Source organism: Vibrio sp. STUT-A11 (assembly GCF_026000435.1).
In the GTDB taxonomy this organism is placed as follows: Bacteria; Pseudomonadota; Gammaproteobacteria; order Enterobacterales; family Vibrionaceae; genus Vibrio.
In genome coordinates this window covers 641,437-658,360 of sequence record NZ_AP026764.1, presented here as the reverse complement: position 1 = coordinate 658,360, position 16,924 = coordinate 641,437, and the positions used below count along the sequence as shown (strand labels likewise).

General features: G+C 46.4%; 14 protein-coding genes and 1 pseudogene. 5 read left to right on the top strand and 10 right to left on the bottom strand.

The window, feature by feature from the left end; all coding sequences use genetic code 11:
* Positions 1 to 52 precede the first annotated feature (52 nt).
* The 4 genes from phnR to OO774_RS18540 all read right to left on the bottom strand — a co-directional run bounded on the left by phnR (position 53) and on the right by OO774_RS18540 (position 4,900).
* Positions 53 to 757 carry a phosphonate utilization transcriptional regulator PhnR gene (gene phnR / locus OO774_RS18555; RefSeq protein ID WP_264908230.1) on the bottom strand — a complete coding sequence of 235 codons (705 nt, stop codon included), beginning with the start codon at positions 755 to 757 and terminating at the stop codon, positions 53 to 55.
* 9 nt (positions 758 to 766) lie between these two features.
* Complete coding sequence (locus tag OO774_RS18550; protein ID WP_264908228.1) at positions 767 to 2,491, bottom strand: putative 2-aminoethylphosphonate ABC transporter permease subunit; 1,725 nt, start codon at positions 2,489 to 2,491, stop codon at positions 767 to 769.
* A 7-nt stretch (positions 2,492 to 2,498) separates the two neighbouring features.
* A complete protein-coding gene (locus OO774_RS18545) occupies positions 2,499 to 3,617 on the bottom strand; it encodes a putative 2-aminoethylphosphonate ABC transporter ATP-binding protein (RefSeq protein WP_264908226.1) in 1,119 nt (372 codons plus the stop codon).
* Between the two features lie 272 nt (positions 3,618 to 3,889).
* Complete coding sequence (locus OO774_RS18540) at positions 3,890 to 4,900, bottom strand: putative 2-aminoethylphosphonate ABC transporter substrate-binding protein (RefSeq protein WP_155760043.1); 1,011 nt, start codon at positions 4,898 to 4,900, stop codon at positions 3,890 to 3,892.
* 268 nt (positions 4,901 to 5,168) lie between these two features.
* Here OO774_RS18540 and phnW point away from each other — a divergent pair, with 268 nt between their 5' ends.
* The 3 genes from phnW (at position 5,169) to phnX (ending at position 8,562) form a co-directional block, all read left to right on the top strand.
* On the top strand, positions 5,169 to 6,293 hold the full coding sequence (gene phnW / locus OO774_RS18535; RefSeq protein ID WP_264908223.1) for a 2-aminoethylphosphonate--pyruvate transaminase: 1,125 nt from the start codon (positions 5,169 to 5,171) through the stop codon (positions 6,291 to 6,293).
* An 11-nt stretch (positions 6,294 to 6,304) separates the two neighbouring features.
* Positions 6,305 to 7,684, top strand: a complete 1,380-nt coding sequence (locus tag OO774_RS18530; protein WP_264908222.1) for an aspartate aminotransferase family protein — start codon at positions 6,305 to 6,307, stop codon at positions 7,682 to 7,684.
* Positions 7,685 to 7,746: 62 nt separating this feature from the next.
* A complete protein-coding gene (gene phnX, locus OO774_RS18525; protein WP_264908220.1) occupies positions 7,747 to 8,562 on the top strand; it encodes a phosphonoacetaldehyde hydrolase in 816 nt (271 codons plus the stop codon).
* A gap of 83 nt (positions 8,563 to 8,645) precedes the next feature.
* Here the strand turns inward: phnX and OO774_RS18520 are convergent, their stop codons facing one another.
* The 3 genes and pseudogenes from OO774_RS18520 to OO774_RS18510 all read right to left on the bottom strand — a co-directional run bounded on the left by OO774_RS18520 (position 8,646) and on the right by OO774_RS18510 (position 13,165).
* Positions 8,646 to 10,040: an efflux transporter outer membrane subunit gene (locus tag OO774_RS18520; protein ID WP_264908218.1), complete on the bottom strand. Its 1,395-nt coding sequence runs from the start codon at positions 10,038 to 10,040 to the stop codon at positions 8,646 to 8,648.
* Position 10,041: 1 nt separating this feature from the next.
* Positions 10,042 to 11,991: a MacB family efflux pump subunit gene (locus OO774_RS18515; protein WP_264908216.1), complete on the bottom strand. Its 1,950-nt coding sequence runs from the start codon at positions 11,989 to 11,991 to the stop codon at positions 10,042 to 10,044.
* A gap of 1 nt (position 11,992) precedes the next feature.
* Positions 11,993 to 13,165: pseudogene (locus tag OO774_RS18510) on the bottom strand (efflux RND transporter periplasmic adaptor subunit).
* A 322-nt stretch (positions 13,166 to 13,487) separates the two neighbouring features.
* On the opposite strand from OO774_RS18510, the gene OO774_RS18505 reads away from it, so the two are divergent.
* Entirely contained in the window at positions 13,488 to 13,922 is a 435-nt protein-coding gene (locus OO774_RS18505; protein ID WP_264908214.1) for a hypothetical protein, read from the top strand.
* A 72-nt stretch (positions 13,923 to 13,994) separates the two neighbouring features.
* Here OO774_RS18505 and OO774_RS18500 read toward each other — a convergent pair whose 3' ends face one another.
* Positions 13,995 to 14,534 (bottom strand): NUDIX hydrolase, encoded by a 540-nt coding sequence (locus tag OO774_RS18500; RefSeq protein ID WP_264908212.1) that lies wholly within the window; start codon positions 14,532 to 14,534, stop codon positions 13,995 to 13,997.
* A 38-nt stretch (positions 14,535 to 14,572) separates the two neighbouring features.
* Positions 14,573 to 15,247, bottom strand: a complete 675-nt coding sequence (gene yjjG, locus OO774_RS18495) for a pyrimidine 5'-nucleotidase (RefSeq protein ID WP_264908210.1) — start codon at positions 15,245 to 15,247, stop codon at positions 14,573 to 14,575.
* 131 nt (positions 15,248 to 15,378) lie between these two features.
* Here yjjG and OO774_RS18490 point away from each other — a divergent pair, with 131 nt between their 5' ends.
* Positions 15,379 to 16,302 carry a LysR family transcriptional regulator gene (locus OO774_RS18490; protein WP_264908209.1) on the top strand — a complete coding sequence of 308 codons (924 nt, stop codon included), beginning with the start codon at positions 15,379 to 15,381 and terminating at the stop codon, positions 16,300 to 16,302.
* A 185-nt stretch (positions 16,303 to 16,487) separates the two neighbouring features.
* Here the strand turns inward: OO774_RS18490 and OO774_RS18485 are convergent, their stop codons facing one another.
* On the bottom strand, positions 16,488 to 16,847 hold the full coding sequence (locus tag OO774_RS18485) for a DUF805 domain-containing protein (protein WP_264908207.1): 360 nt from the start codon (positions 16,845 to 16,847) through the stop codon (positions 16,488 to 16,490).
* Positions 16,848 to 16,924: the final 77 nt, after the last annotated feature.

Below are 16,924 nucleotides of genomic sequence, written 5' to 3'. Positions count from 1 at the left end.
GATAAAACTAAGGCCCCAAGATGGAGCCTTTGAAATATGACGTAAGCGAACGTTAGTGATTGAGCTCTGCAATGGACTCAATACTGATGGCGTCATGGCGCCAATACTCAATATCGCAGTCGATCAACTCGCCATGCTGGTTATAATTAGTACGCTCAACAACCATAGCAGGAGTACCTGATGTCGCTCTTAACGCTTGCGCGACTTCACCAAGAAGTGTGCTGGTAGAAATTCGATAACGCGTTTTTTGATACACCACACCAAAGTGCTCACGATAAATGTCGGTAAGCGAATTAGTCAGGTCGAAACTCAACAAATTGGGGAACAGCTCCGGGCGAATATAATTGGTCACATACACCACGGGTCTGTCTTCAAGATATCGAATACGGTCTACTCGATAAACATCTGAGAAAGGCTGCAGTTGTAACAAACGTGCAGATTGTTTATTGGCCAACGTACCTTTTGCCGCAATCAGCTCCGTTTTTGGGACGCGATTTTGCGCTTTCGCCATGTTTGGAAAATTAAGCGTTTGGGTTGGATCGTAGCGTAGTGGCTCAGGTGAAATAAACCAGCCTCTGCGATCTTCACGATAAATTCGCCCTTCGGCTTCCAATAACGACAACGCTTCGCGTAAGGTAACTCGTGTTGTGTCGAACGACTCCGCCAGCTTGCGTTCCGCAGGCAGTTTTTGACGCGGCGAAAGCATGCCCGCTTCAATCTGTTCAACAATCGAATCTTTAATTTTTACGTACTGCACGAGGGGTCCTTATCTTTTACGCCAAGCCTGTGTGCGACTTTCTAACCACTTACCCAACGTCATCTGTACGATTTTTGCAATCGCCGCTGCAATCATGACCATTACGGCCATCGCAGCAGCCGCACCAGTTTGGCCAGCATCATCCATATTCAGAATCGATACCGAAGCAGGAATCGTATCGGTTGAGTATAGGAATACTACCGCAGAAGTGGTGGTCAATGCATTAACAAACAAGTAGGTTGCAATGTCCAGAACGGCAGGCATACAAACTGGCAACGTCACTTTGAAGAACAACTTATACTGAGGCAGTTTTACCGACGCAGCCGTCGCTTCTACTTCTGAAGGCAGTTGTTTAAGAGCCGTTAAGGCTGTCATATGCCCGACGGTGTAATAGTGCACCACAGTATTAATGACCAGAAATGCCATGGTGCCATAAAGTACATTCAATGGGTTGTTCACATCGTTGAAGTAAAAGATATAGCCCAAACCCAGAACCATTCCTGGCACCGCCATTGGCACGACACTCAGCATCTGCATCGCCTGACGAACTGGACCAAAAGCACGCCCTTTCTCAATGCTGTAAGCACCGACAAAAATGACAGCGGTACCAATCACCGCTGTCCAACCCGCCAAAATGAGAGAGTTAAAGAACGGGCTCCAACCGTAAGTACTCATCTCGGCAAAATTGTAGTTATTCAGCGTCAGAGCTTTATTCCATGGCCAAAACGGTACTAAGGAACCATAAACCGCCATGCCAAGCACGGCGAGTACAGCAACAGAAATCAGAGAGCAATATAAAAAACATAGACCATCACGTGTTTTGCTTGGTTCCGGTTGATAAGGCACAGAACGCGTATCAAACAAGCTTTTTTGCTTTTTCTGTACCCAGCGATCCGCGCCAAACGCCATGACTGCAGGAAACAGCAGCATAATACTGGTCACTGCCCCCATGGCGAAATTCTGCTGACCCACCACTTGTTTGAAGATGTCTGTCGCCAGAACGTTGTAGCTGCCGCCAATCACTTTCGGCACACCAAAATCGGTAATGACCAAAGTGAACACAACGATTAGAGTGCTGATCAAGCCATATTTCGCCGCAGGTAACGTCACCATAAAGAAGGTTTTCATCGGAGAGGTTTTCAAGGCTCGGGCCGCTTCATACAATCGTGCATCCGAAGTGCGCAGAGACGTGGTTAAGATCATCAAAGCATGTGGGAAAGTCCAAAAAATCAAACCCATTGAGATACCGATAACACCATATACTGAGTGGCCACTAAGTAGCTCTTTCGCTACCCCTTGATTGCCAAACAGAAAGATCAAACTGATTGCAGGTAGGAGCGAAGGGGCAAGAATCGGGGCGGTGCCTAAGATTTGAAACAAGCCTTTAAACGGCATACATGATCGTGTAAGAGCGTAAGCGTAACCAAAAGCCAGAATGCCGACTACCGTCGTCACAACAAGACCTAAAGTAAAAGTGTTGCCAACGGAAGCCCACAAGCTTGAGGAAGAAAAGTAAGTCGCAAAATTAGCTAATCCGACGAATTCACCATCGCTGTTGTGCACACTTTTAGTCAGCATCGCCCACAGTGGCATCAAGATGAACACGATCATCATCGTCGAGAGAGCCGCTAACAATCCAAACAGCACGAGGTTGTCGCGACTAATGCGTCCCGCCATTGATTTCGCTTTGTCTTGAGTAGTCAGGCTATTCATCGTCATTGTCTTTGCATTCATGCTGTACCTACGCCGCCAACGCTTTTTTGAAGGCTTTCCCCGTAGAAGGAGAGGCATAGCCGTGTAAGCCGGTTTCCAAGAACTGGATATAGCGAACATCACCGACACGAATATTGAGCTTTTGCACGGTTTCCACTGGTACATCAACAACGATTGGCTTCGCCAGGCCGTCGTTTTGCAGTTGGCAATCTACTCGGAAAAACGCCCCCAAAAACTCGGTTTCCGTAATGCGAACCGGAAGCGAGTCGCGGTAGTTTTCCACAAACTTGATGTTCTCTGGACGAACGGCCAAGTCAAAGCGATCACCACGTTGAATCTCACGGTTAGTTAATCTCGGTGTTGGCAAAAGAGTTTCTGCAATACGTACCTGAGACTCAGTCACGGCTGAGGTCTGAATAAAGTTCATACTGCCGACAAACTCAGCCACAAAACGCGTCGCTGGTTTTTGATAAATCTCTTGCGGCGTGCCCACCTGCTCAATCACACCATGATTCATTACGACAATTCGGTCTGCCATCGACAGCGCTTCATCCTGATCATGGGTCACCATAATGGTGGTAATGCCCAGTTTGCGTTGCAGCTTACAAATTTCATCACGTAAGTGAATACGCACTTTCGCATCCAGTGCAGATAAAGGCTCATCAAGCAGCAGCAGACCAGGAGATAAAGCAAGCGCTCGCGCCAACGCAACACGCTGCTGCTGACCACCCGACAATTGGTTAGGGAACTTCTGGCCCGACGTTGGTAAACCTATCGTTTCAAGCCACTGATCAACTTTCTCCAGGGCGTCTTTAGTCGACATGCCTTGGTTCTTCAAACCAATCGCTATGTTTTCTTGTACAGTCAGATTAGGGAACAGTGCGTAAGACTGGAACACGATACCGAAGTCACGCTTTTCCGGTGGTAGAAATGTCGTCTCTTGACCGTTTTGAAAAATCGCACCAGACGTTGGTAAATCTAAACCAGCGATGGCACGTAACAAGGTTGTTTTACCGCAGCCTGATGGGCCTAAGAAACAGACGAACTCGCCCTTTTTGATCGCCAGCGAAATTTGCTTTAATGCCGTGAATTGTCCAAATTGTTTCACTACACTTTCAATATTCAGATAAGGTTGGTTAGTTGACATAACATACTCTCCAGATGGTATATACCAATTCTAGTTTTGGAGTGTTACGTTCCAATGACAAATTTATAGCCAGAAGATGACAAATAGATGAACACTCTCGACTTTAAACGCCAAAATCGAGGCTCATCTTAAAATACGGGATGTCGGATTTATAAAAACATCCGCCCTGTTTTCTGGGCTAGTATCTGGCCATTAATGTGCCTTTACTTTGCACAAGATGCAAAAAGGGAGAGCAACCGCTCTCCCCAGTAAAATCCTATATGCGCAGAATGTTACGATTTTGGCTCTGATTTCGCGTCAAACTTCTCAGACCATGTCGCTAGAATTTCTGCACGTTTACTGCCCATTTGCGCAAAGTCCATCTTCGCCATATTTTCCTGAACATTCGGGAAATTAGACACCGTCGCTTTCACGTCTTTGTGAGCGACAACCGGGTACATTTCTACGTAGAGCTCATTGGCTGCTTTCGAAATGGACCAGTCAACCACGCGCTTCGCGGCATCTGACTCTTTAACCAAACCAACCGCTTCTGATTCCCAACCGATGCCTTTCGGAGTGATCACTGACAAAGGTGCGCCTTGAGTTTTCAGCTTCGCACCACGGCTTGCCATAGAGATACCGATAGCCACTTCGCCCATACCCGCCTGAACACATGGCTTAGAACCAGAGTGTGTGTAGTGAGCAATGTTTTTGTCTAGGTCACGCATGTAGTTCCATGCCTGATCTTCACCCATGTTTTGTAGCCAAGCAGAAACCTGCATGTAGCCTGTGCCAGAAGATGCAGGGTTCGGCATGGCAATGTGACCTTTATAAACTGGCTTAGTGAGGTCTTCCCAAGACGTTGGCTTAGGTAGGTTAAGTTGTTTGGCAACCGCTTCGTTGAAACAAACTGCGTTAAAAAACGCATCGTTACCGAACCACGCTTGATTTGATTGTGGGTCATTTAGATTTGCATGAAGATCCGCCAAGCCTGCAGGTTGGTAAGCCTTTAACAGGCCTTCTTCTTTCAGTAGTGCCATTGACGATCCAGCAAGACCCCACACGACTTCTGCCTGAGGATTATTCTTTTCTGCCAGCAATTTCGCCGTCATGATACCTGTTGAGTCGCGAACCCACTTAATCTTGATATCTGGGTTATCTTTCTCAAACGCAGACTTGTATTTAGCAAGAATGTCAGTTTCGAAAGCGGTGTAAACCGTCACTTCCTGTGCAGCCATTGCATTCGTAGCTAGCAGAGATACAAGCGCAGCCAGCGATCCTTTCATCAAACGGTTTTTCATCATTTTCTCCAGTTAATTTGGCTAAGTATTCATTTTGGTCTGTACCAGTTGACGATAATTACCCTACTGACCCAATGTGACGAATTCATGATCGTTAAATGGCAGTTTTACGAAAACTTTCTTCAAATTAGCCTTCTTTTAACCATTAAATTTGGCATATTAAAGTTTTATGAAATTCATCAATCGACTATTTACGTACCTTTTTCTCACCTGCTAAAGTAAACTTCATGCCCTGGTGTAGACCAGCAATTTAATTCTGACGGAAAGAGAAATGAAAAACGAATACCTGCTACTGACCCCTGGCCCGTTATCCACCTCTGAAGGCGTGCGTGAAGCAATGTTGAAAGACTGGTGCACATGGGACGATGACTACAATAAAGATATCGTAGAGGTGATCCGCACTAAGCTGGTTAAGCTGGCAACAAAAAAAGACGGCTACACCAGCGTATTAATGCAAGGGAGCGGAACAGCTTCAGTAGAGGCAACCATCGGTAGCGCAATTGGCAAAGATGGAAAGTTGTTGGTTGTAGATAACGGCGCATACGGTGCGCGTATCGCTCAAATCGCCGAATATCTGAATATTCCATGCCATGTGGTTTCCCCTGGCGAAACATCACAGCCACACTTGAACGAGGTGGAAACTGCATTGGCATCGGATCCGACTATCACGCACGTGGCGATTGTTCACTGCGAGACAACCACTGGCATGCTCAACCCGATTGCCGATTTTTCATCGGTCGCGAAAGCATACGGTAAAGTCGTCATTCTCGATGCGATGTCGAGCTTTGGTGGCATTCCAATGGATATCGCCGATCTTGGTATCGACTTTATGATCAGCTCAGCGAACAAGTGTATTCAAGGTGTTCCGGGCTTCGGTTTTGTGATTGCAAAGCAGAGCGAGCTTGAAAAATGCCAAGGCCAGGCACGTTCACTCAGCCTCGACCTTTATGACCAATGGCACTGCATGGAAGTCAACCACGGTAAATGGCGTTTTACGTCTCCGACTCACACTGTACGAGCTTTCTATCAAGCATTGCTAGAACTAGAACAGGAAGGCGGAGTAGAAGCACGCCATCAGCGTTACCAAACCAACCAGAAAACGCTGGTAGCAGGTATGCGTTCACTTGGCTTCGAACCACTACTCGATGACGAACTACATTCACCTGTCATCACTTCGTTCTACTCACCAGCGCACAGCGATTACCAGTTCAAAACGTTCTACACGCGTTTGAAAGAACAAGGCTTCGTAATTTATCCGGGCAAAGTATCAAACGCAGATTGTTTCCGCATTGGCAACATCGGTGAAGTATATCCAGCTGACATAGAGCGTCTGATCGGGGCGGTGAAAAACGCGATGTACTGGCAAAACCAACCAGAGCAAGAGTTGACGAACTGAGATAAATCACAATGAATCAGAATGTAAAACCAACGCATTTCCGTAGCGAAGGCGACGTCAATACAACGCCCGCTCGTCAAGCGTGGAATGCGTCGATGGATGACGAACGCACGCAAGCATTACTGAAGCGTGATTCCGATGTCTTTCTGCATCAAGCTATGTCGACGCCGTGTCTCGATGCATTAGAGGCTGCAGAAGGCATCTACATCCAGGATACGAACGGCAAAAAGTATATGGATTTTCATGGTAACAATGTCCACCAGCTTGGTTATGGACATCCGCACGTCATTAAGCGGGTGCAGGAGCAAATCGCTAAGTTGCCATTTTCACCTCGCCGTTTTACCAACCAGACCGCCATTGAGTGCGCAGAAAAGCTGACGCAAATCTGTGGTGGAGAGTTAAACCGAGTTCTGTTCGCACCGGGCGGGACATCGGCAGTAGGCATGGCACTGAAACTGGCTCGTCATATAACGGGTAACTACAAAGTGGTGTCACTGTGGGATTCTTTCCATGGTGCGTCCTTAGATGCAATTTCAGTAGGTGGTGAAGCCTGTTTTCGTCACGGTATGGGGCCATTGATGGCTGGCGTGGAACGTATTCCACCAGCGGTTTGTTACCGGGGAGCCCTTCCCTCACCAGATGGCGGTGATGTGCATTACGCCGACTACCTTGAGTATGTGATCGAGAAAGAAGGCGGCGTTGGTGCATTCATTGCGGAAGCAGTGCGAAATACCGATGTTCAAGTACCAAGTAAAGCCTACTGGAAACGCATTCGGGAAATTTGTGACAAACACAATGTCATGCTGATCATTGACGACATTCCCAACGGCATGGGTCGCAGTGGCGAATGGTTCACTTACCAAGCTTACGATATCGAGCCAGATATTCTGTGTATCGGTAAAGGTTTAGGCGGAGGTTTAGTGCCCATCGCGGCCATGGTCACCAAAGATAAATACAACACTGCCGAGCAAGTTTCGATGGGGCACTACACCCATGAGAAAAGCCCTATCGGTTGTGCCGCAGCACTGGCGACCATGGAAGTCATTGAACAAGAAAGCCTGCTTGATAAAGCGAAAGCCGACGGCCAATTCATGCGCGAAAAGTTATTCGAGATGAAAGCTAAGTACCCACTGATTGGTGACATTCGCGGCATCGGCATGCTGTGGGGGGTGGAACTGGTTACGGACCACAAAACCAAACAGCGCGCATTTGATGAAGCAGAAGCCGTGTTGTACCAATGTCTGAATAACGGAGTGAGCTTCAAGATATCACAAGGCAATGTGATTCAGCTCAGCCCACCACTGGTCATCACTCGCGAACAGTTAACACAGGCTTTGGCAATCTTTGAAGAAGCCATCGCCAAAGTATGTAAAGACTTTCACTACTCGTAATAGAAAAACCAATTTACCCAGAGCACCAAGAGCGCTTTGGCAAGTAAGAAAAAGGATTGAACATGAACAACTCACCAATTCAAGCAGTTATCTTCGACTGGGCTGGCACTATCGTCGACTTCGGTTCATTTGCACCTACCAGCATCTTCGTCGAAGCGTTTAAGCAAGGGTTTGATTTTGATATCCGCCTTGAAGAAGCACGCGAACCAATGGGGCTGGGCAAATGGGACCACATCCAGGCAGTTGGCCGTATTCCTACGGTTGATAAACGCTGGAACAAGCAGTTCGGTCGCTCAATGACCAGCGAAGACATCGACGCGATTTACGCAGCATTTATGCCGCTGCAAAAAGCAAAAGTCGCGGATCACGCTGCGCCTATCCTCAACGCAATTGAAGTAGTCAAAAACCTAAAAGCCAAGGGCATTAAGATCGGGTCTTGCTCGGGTTATCCGCGTGAAGTGATGGACGTACTGATCCCTGTTGCGGCAGATTACGGTTACCAGCCTGACTACGTAGTCGCAACCGATGACCTGCCACAGGGAGGACGCCCTGCGCCATTTATGGCGTTGAAAAACGTTATAGAGCTTGGCGTGACAGACGTAAATGCGTGTATCAAAGTGGACGACTCTGCACCGGGTATCTTTGAGGGTCATAACGCAGGTATGTGGACGGTGGGTCTGCTACTTTCGGGAAACGAAGCAGGTCTTACATTTGAAGAGTATCAAACCGCAGACGAAGCAACGTTAGATGCTGCCCGTGAGAAAGCACGCGCGAAATTTATTAAGAGTTCACCGCATTACTTGATTGACACGATTGCTGAACTGCCAGAAGTACTTACAGATATCGAACGTCGCCTTGAAGAAAATGGACGTCCGTAGATAATTTTTAAAAAATGCCCCCTATCCAAACAGTGGGGGCGTTTCATTTTTACTCAATGAATCAGATATTAAAGGCTACGCTGTTACATTTCAGCAGGCGCGAAGTCCGTACCGCCTAACGATTGATATAGTGTTACCTGAGTAATGAATTGATTGTATCGATTCTCAAGCAAAGACGCTTCTGCGTTTCTGGTGTTTTCCTGAGCATCTAAATAGTCCATGATCGAAGTAGAGCCGTACTGATATCGCGCGGCATAAATCTTCTCAGCAGCACTGGCCGCATCATATTGCTCTTGCAATCGTGCAGACTGATACATTAACTTTTCGCGTGCCGACAGTGAATTTTCAACATCCTGGAATGCGGTGTACAACACTTGGCGATAATTGACGATCGCCGTTTTATACTCAACATCCGCAATCGCTTTGTTGTTCTTCATTTCGTTCCATTGCAGAAATGGCAGCGTGATATCTGCGCCTAACGTACCAACAGGGTTGGAAAGCAAGTCTTTTAATGCCTCAGAAGAACCACCTAAAGCTCCGGTTAACGTCAGCTCAGGTAGGTAATCCAGATCAGCCGCGTCTTTGTTTGCCAGTGCGGATTTCACGTCATAAATCGCGGCTTTGACATCAGGTCGACGAATCAACAAATCGGCAGGAACACCTACATTGAGCGACGGAACGCTTTCCTCAGGTAACATGCGAATAGTGTCACTCATATTCTGAGGAGGTTGATTGAACAAGATGGCAAAGGCGTTATTGGCTTCTAATAAACTCTGTTCGAACTCACTCTGCTGCGCTTGCAGGCTTGCCAGTGAACTCGTCGCTTCCAACACATCAAGCTGATCAACCGCACCCAGCTCATACTGCCGTTGAATCAGATTCAGGGTTTGCTGGGCATCATCAATGTTGTTTTGACCAAGTTGCAATCGCTGCTTGAGATAACCAATTTGCCAATAAAGTGAAGCGGTTGTCGCCACCAAACTTTGAGCTGTAGCTTCGCGGTCTTCTCTGCTCGCCATTGCCGCCCATTTTGCTGCATCGATATCCGCAGAGACCTTACCCCACAAATCCAACTCATAACCGACGGATAAATTGGTGCTGTAACTGTCACCTGATTCACCACTGCCTAGCCACTTTTCAACCTGAGCAGAGGTCGATGAGCTGAACTTCGGGAACAGGTCATCTTTCGCTAACCCTAACTGTAAACGAGCCTTTTTCAATGTTAGTGTCGCGACTTCCAGATCGTTATTTTCCTCAAGAACTTTATTGATGTACTGGTTCAGGCTTGGGTCATTAAACGCCAGCCACCACGGGTCGATACTGACATCACCAGCGACATACACCTGCTGCCAGTTGGTTGGCACCTGAACTTCAGGTGCCTGATAATCAGCACGCATCATCGAGCCACAGCCAGCTAACAAGGCGGTGCCTAATGCGACGGCAAGAAAGCGAGTTTTGAATTTCGTTGTGTTCGTCATGTTAGTCTCTCGCTAGTGCTTCAATTGGATCGAGTTTTGCCGCGTTGCGCGCAGGTAAGAAACCAAACGCAATACCAATCAGAGTCGAACAGATAAATGCCGAAATGATAGAGTTCATCGAATAGATCATTTGGAAACTGCTGCCTGATGAGCTAAACGCAAAGCCAATCAAAAACGCCAAACCAATTCCCGTAACACCACCGCACAAACACACCAGTACGGCTTCAATCAAGAATTGCCTGAGAATATCTGCCTGCCTTGCCCCGACCGCCATTCGTACACCAATCTCTTTGGTCCGTTCGGTGACTGATACCAACATGATATTCATCACTCCGATACCGCCAACGATAAGCGAGATCACTGCAATCGCAGAGATGAGTAATGTCATTGTTGCTGTCGTCTTCTCGATATTTTGACGAATTGTGTCTGTGTTGATGGTAAAGAAATCTTCCGTGCCATGGCGCATTTTCAGCAAGCTGATGATACTTTGCTCGGCGGCGCTGCTGGAGGCATTTTCATCAATTCTGACGGTAATGCCATTAAGGTAGCGTTGTCCCATCATACGACCAGACATCGTGGTGTAAGGAACCCAGATTTTCAGCGCTTCACTGTTACCAAAGGCGTCGTCTTTCTTTTGCGTGACGCCAACAATTCGTACCGGTAATGACCCCAAGAAAATTACTTCACCAATCGGGCTTCGATCAGCGAACATCTCTTTTCTGGTGTTGTTATCTATCACCGCTTCTTGCGCCAGAGAGCGAACACTGTCTTCATCCCAGAACTGACCCTGAGCAATCTCATAGCCTCGAACACGGAAATAGTCTTCGCCTACTCCTTCAATGGTTGCCGACGCGTCTTGGTTAGCGTAACGAACGGTCAAACTGTTCGATATTGAAGGCGTGACACTATCCACAAATGGCAGGCTCTTGAGCGACTCCGCATCATCCGCAGTCAACGTTCTCACTCTTCCTGATCGTCTGTCACCAAAGCCGGTTCCGGGCCTGATATCAATGGTGTTGGTGCCCATAGAAGCAATGTTCGACAAAATCTGTTGCTGCGAGCCATTACCAAGAGCGACCACCGATACAACGGATGCAATACCAATGATGATCCCTAACATAGTCAAAAACGTGCGCATTCGATGGCTGGACATTGCAAGCAGCGCCATTTTCAATGCATCAACGAAGCTGTCCCACTTCCACCATTTACTGGCATCCTGCTGCGGTTGTTTATTGACCTGTGGCTGTGCATTTTTGCTTTCACTGACGTTTTGCTTATCAGAGATGATCTCACCATCTTTGATTTCGATAATTCGATCAGCGAAATTCGCCACATTCATGTCATGGGTGACGAGAATAATAGTGTGACCAAGCTGATGTAGCTCTTTGAGCAATGCCATCATCTCTTCGCCACTGTGGCTGTCCAGCGCTCCCGTCGGTTCATCCGCCAGAATGACCTCACCGCCATTCATTAGCGCACGCGCAACACTCACACGCTGCTGTTGACCGCCGCTTAATTGGCTTGGTTTGTGAGTAAGACGCTCTCCAAGACCTAGCCGTGTTAGTAATGCTTTGGCGCGCTCTTCCCGTTGACGGTGAGAGATACCAGCGTACACCGCGGGAACCTCAACGTTACCCACTGCCGTTAAATCGCTAAGCAAATGGTATCGTTGAAAAATAAAGCCAAAGTATTCTCGCCTTAGCTCAGCCAGCTCATCAGACTCCAACGTAGAAACGTCTTGACCATTAATGAAATAGCGGCCACTCGTCGGTTGATCCAAACAGCCCAATACGTTCATCAGCGTGGACTTTCCCGAGCCAGAGGCGCCAACGATAGCCACCATCTCACCGCGTTTAATCTCTAAATTAATGTGATTAAGTACAGTAAGTGATTCATCCCCGGATACAAAGCTTCGGGTTAAGTCCTCTACTTTTAATAGAACTTGACTCATATTAGAACCTCATTGGAGGTCGAGAGCGTCTGCTACTTGACGAACCATCGGCCATTGCTGTGCCCAATACCACTTGATCGCCTTGCTGCAAGCCAGAAAGAATTTCAACATTCACTTTATTATTGATACCGACTTTAACCGGCTTGTGCACCACTTGACCGTTTTCAAGAACCGGGACCGTATAAGCATTTTTACCACCCGCTTTCTGCAGTACTTGAGCCGGGATAATGAGTGTATCTTGAGATTCTTCCAGAACAATCGAGACTTGAGCTGTCATGCCAATACGTAAAATGCCCTCTGGGTTATCAACATCAAAAACGGCATTGTAGTAGATGGCGTCACTATCAGAGATGGTTAAATCACTGTCATCGCCATCCATGATCGTTGGACCGGGCTCGATGGCACGTAGTGTCCCTTCATATTGCTGATTAGGCTGACCAAGAATGGTGAACACGGCAGTTTGACCGGGATGAACGAAAATAACATCCGCTTCAGAAATTTCAGCTTTTACCGTCATCGTATCCAGCTTGGCCAATTCGATAATGGTTGGCGTGGTCTGATTGGCGTTGACGGTTTGTCCTTCTTCAACCGAAGTGTAAACCACGGTGCCATCCATTGGTGCGTTGATTGTCGTCTAACCAAGGTCGACTTTGGCGCTATCTACCGTAATCTTGGCTTTTTCGATTTCCGCGTCGAGCTGGGCTAATTCTGCTTTGTAGATAGCCAACGACGCTTCAGCACTTTCGTAGTCAGCTCTGGAGCTCGCTTTCGCCGCTAACATACCTTTTTGGCGCACATACTCGTAGTTTGCCTGTTTGATTTCGGCCTGCTTTGCTTTGTATTGGGCATTCAGACTGTTCAGAGATGCTTGTGCCTCTTTGAGGCTATTTTGTTGCGTCAGACTGTCAATTTGAACAATCAGATCGCCTTGTTTTATTTCGTCACCGAGACTAACGGCCAGGCTTTGGATTTGTCCAGAGACCTGCGCACCGACATTAACCAGCTTAGATGCCTGCAGCATGCCATTAGCTAAAACTGCTTTTTCGATATTTCCTTTACGTACCGTTTCCGTGGCGTATGAAGAAAGTTCTTCTGGGGGCTGTAAAAAGTACACTCCAGCCGCTCCAGCGAGAAGAACACCACATAATGCGAGCCATTTTTTCTTAAGTTTCATAGAGGGTGTGAATTAAGTAATCATTACTATTTTTATACTTTGATTTGATGGTTACGTATAGGCAGGTAGTCGTAAAGAAAAGTAAAGTATCGTCAAGATCCTTCATCGAATAATCTAGATATCCTAGCTAAATTAAGTCGTGAGATGTCGATTCCTGAACTACACTAAGCGATGGATTTACAATAAGAAAATCGGCTTAATCTGCCCAAGTTAAAATTGGGTTAGTCTTGTTTTTAAGATAACACCAGTTTTTGACAGGAAGAGAGCACAGTGCCCATCGAATTGAATTAAAAAACGTCTAAGTTTATTGCGAGGAAAATATATGAAATTACTGAAAACCATCTCACTCTGCCTTTTAGCGGCCTGTGCATCATTTCAATCGGTCGCAAGTGATGGTAATTGGGACAAGATAGCCGAAAAGACTGTGAGCTTTAAATCGGAGACAGACACAGTAAACCCGCTATCTCCGTTTGCTAATGCTCGTTTTAGTCACATAAAGATCAAATGTACACAAGGTACGGTGAATCTGAAAAGCATTAAAGTCATCATGAAGGACGGCAAAGAAAAAACATTCGACAGCTTGGGCGTGCTTACCAGTGGCATGTCATCTCGCAACTTAAGTCTACCAACAAAAGATGACGCCAAGTTAGATAAGATAGAACTGAATTACGAATCAGTTGGTAGTACTGCACTGCAAGTGGCTGGCGTGACCAAAAAAGCAAAAGTGGAAATATTAGGTAAGAAAGTAGACGAGTAGTAGTTAACGCGGATTTATGCAGCGGCGCTTTGCCGCTGTATAGATTCAAAAGCAACCAATAGTCGTATGGAATTAAATGAATTTCTTAAGTTTCGCTAAACCATAAGCGGCAATCGTCACACTGTCTTTGATTGCTCCCTCTATCATCATCTGCTCGAACTCTTCGACAGAGAATGCTCGGGAAATAAGATCTTCTTCTTCGCTATCAAGCTGGTTCCCTACTTCAGTAAGGTTACTTGCAAAGTAAACATGGCAAGTCTGATTCAGAAAACCGTAAGCAATAAACTGAGGCCCCACGTACTCCATTGTTCCCGCTAACATGCCAGTTTCTTCCCGCAGTTCGCCTTTTGCGAGTTCCAGCGGATCAACATCCGGGCTGGATTCCCAGGCGCCTTGCGGGATTTCCCAGCAACGCTGTCCTACGGTATAACGAAACTGTTGAACCAAGTGAATTATTCCACTATCGATAGCAAGGATCGCCGCACAGTCTGGTTTGTCGACAACACCGTAGATGCCTTCCGCACCACTGGGACGTAAAATTTTGTCTTCACGAACCGTCATCCACTTATTTTGATAGACAATTTTACTGTCGAGCTGCTTGATATCTGACATGGTTATTCCTTGTTTATTAAAGCTTATTTATTGACTCTCTACGCAATCAAAATATTCTTTAGTTCACTCAATGATTCTACGGTATAGCTGGGTGCGATTCGCTCATCCACACTTGCGCCGGTGGTGTTCAACCAACAGGTTTCAATACCAAAATTATTACCGCCCAAAATATCTGAATGCAGATTATCACCTACCATCAATACACGCGTTTTACATGGCTGCCCCATTTGCTGCATGGCATATTCAAAAATGCCTAAGTCCGGTTTTGCTACACCAACTTGCTCGGAGATCACGATTTGCTCGAAGTAGTCGGTCATCCCGGTGCGTTCAAGACGAATAGCCTGCAACTCAGTGAAGCCATTGGTGATGATACCCATTTTCGCTTTACCTTGCAGTGCTTCCATCAGTTCTTTAGCGCCTGGCAGCAGGCTACAAATATCAGCCATGGCTTCTAAAAATGCACGGTTTAACTCTGCAGTAGTCGTATTGAGCTTTTCTGCCCACTCGGTAAACCGTTTGTGTTTCAGCTCATCTGCGGTCACTTTTCCATCTTGATAATCAACCCACAATGGCTTATTCACCGTTTGGTAGTGAGTAAAATCCTGCTCTGTAAAATCTACGCCTTTACGAGAAAACATCAGCTGTAAACCTTTGAAAGCATCAAAGTGAAACAAGGTTTCGTCGGCATCAAACAGAATCCAATCATACTTCATTTTTTCATCCCAAAATTCAAGGTCGTCGATAATCTTATGGGTACATAGTCTAGATTGTTTTCTTCTGGAAGATAATCTCTATAATTGGAAATTAATTGTATCCCTGAAATCAACAATGTAAGGAGATTGATGTGAATGCGATAGCCTCCCTGCCGGTATTTGTGGCTGTAGTAGAGTGCGGCAGCTTTTCGCTTGCAGCCAAACAGCTTAACTTGACTAAATCTGCCGTGAGTAAACGCATCAATCAACTCGAAGACGACTTGGGTATCCGCCTACTGAATAGAACCACCCGCAAGCTAAGTTTGACCGAAGCAGGCAGGCGCTATTTTGAGTACGCGTCCCAAGCCGTTAATCTCGCTCAACAAGGGATTGATGCTGTTACTGAATTGCAAGGTACACCACAAGGCAGACTCAAAATCACCGTGCCGATGTCATTTGGTGTGTTGCACATCGCGCCTTTAATCAGTGAGTTTCTTGCCCGCTACCCTAAGATTGAAGTGGACTTGAACCTCGAAGATAAGATGGTCGACTTGGTCAAAGAGAGCTTTGATTTAGGGATTCGTATTGGCGAATTAGCCTCATCCAATTTGGTCGCCAAGCGTCTCGCCCCCTGTAAAAGCGTTCTGTGCGCATCCCCAGATTATCTTATTAAGTTTGGTACGCCACAAAAGCCCAGTGATTTGGTTGCACATAACTGCCTGCGCTATTCCTATTTCCGTGGCGGTGTCGAATGGATGTTTATCAGCAACAACAGTGAGTACAAAGTACTTCCTAGAGGAAATTTTGTGGTCAACAACAGCGAAGCGATTCGCCAATTGCTTTTAAGAGGTTCAGGAATTGCTCAGCTACCTACTTTTATCGCATCAAGAGACATTGCGGCTGGTAATCTAAAGGTGGTCATGGAAGACTACGCCCTACCAGAGCACGCCATTTACGCCGTTTTTCCAGAACGCAAACACATGCCGTTAAAGGTGAGAGTATTTATCGACTATATCAGCGAGAAACTTGGTACTGATTTGCCCTATTGGGATCGCTACAGCAGTCCAAATAAATAAACCAACAGGAAAACACTTATTGCACTGTGTCGCTCTCTTCACGTGTGACACACATCATTTCAGAGAGGGGTTGAACCATACCTCCTGTTGGTGGCGAGCACCGCGTTAAAAATCAACAGTGCTAACCAAACTAATCTAACGTGACCATAAGGCTCTATACGTTAACGTACATTCAGAGACACATATTAGGCATATGCTTCATCCGTCTCTTTCGGATCGGAGCCATATTCATTTCTGCCTCTGTTACCTTCTGTTGCAGCAAAAATAATCAGTACTATCAAACCAAGTATAGGAATCAGCCCTATCAATGCCCACCAGCCCGTACGTCCAATATCATGTAAACGACGAACAGTAACCGCAATGCTAGGAATCAACACCGCAAGCCCGTAAACAGCGCCAATCAAAGCCGTGCCTAAAATGCCGTCAATAATTTCTAAAACAATAGTAATCAGAAGGTTGAATAAAAAGAACATCCAATATTCTTTTCGTCTTGCCCTCCCGTTAAACACTGCATATTTTTTTAATACCGCTAAGTACCAATCCATCTCTTTCCTCCCGGCTTGGTCAGTTTGTCTAACACTAACTATATAGTGCATAACTCATACTTACCTCGCCAAATGCA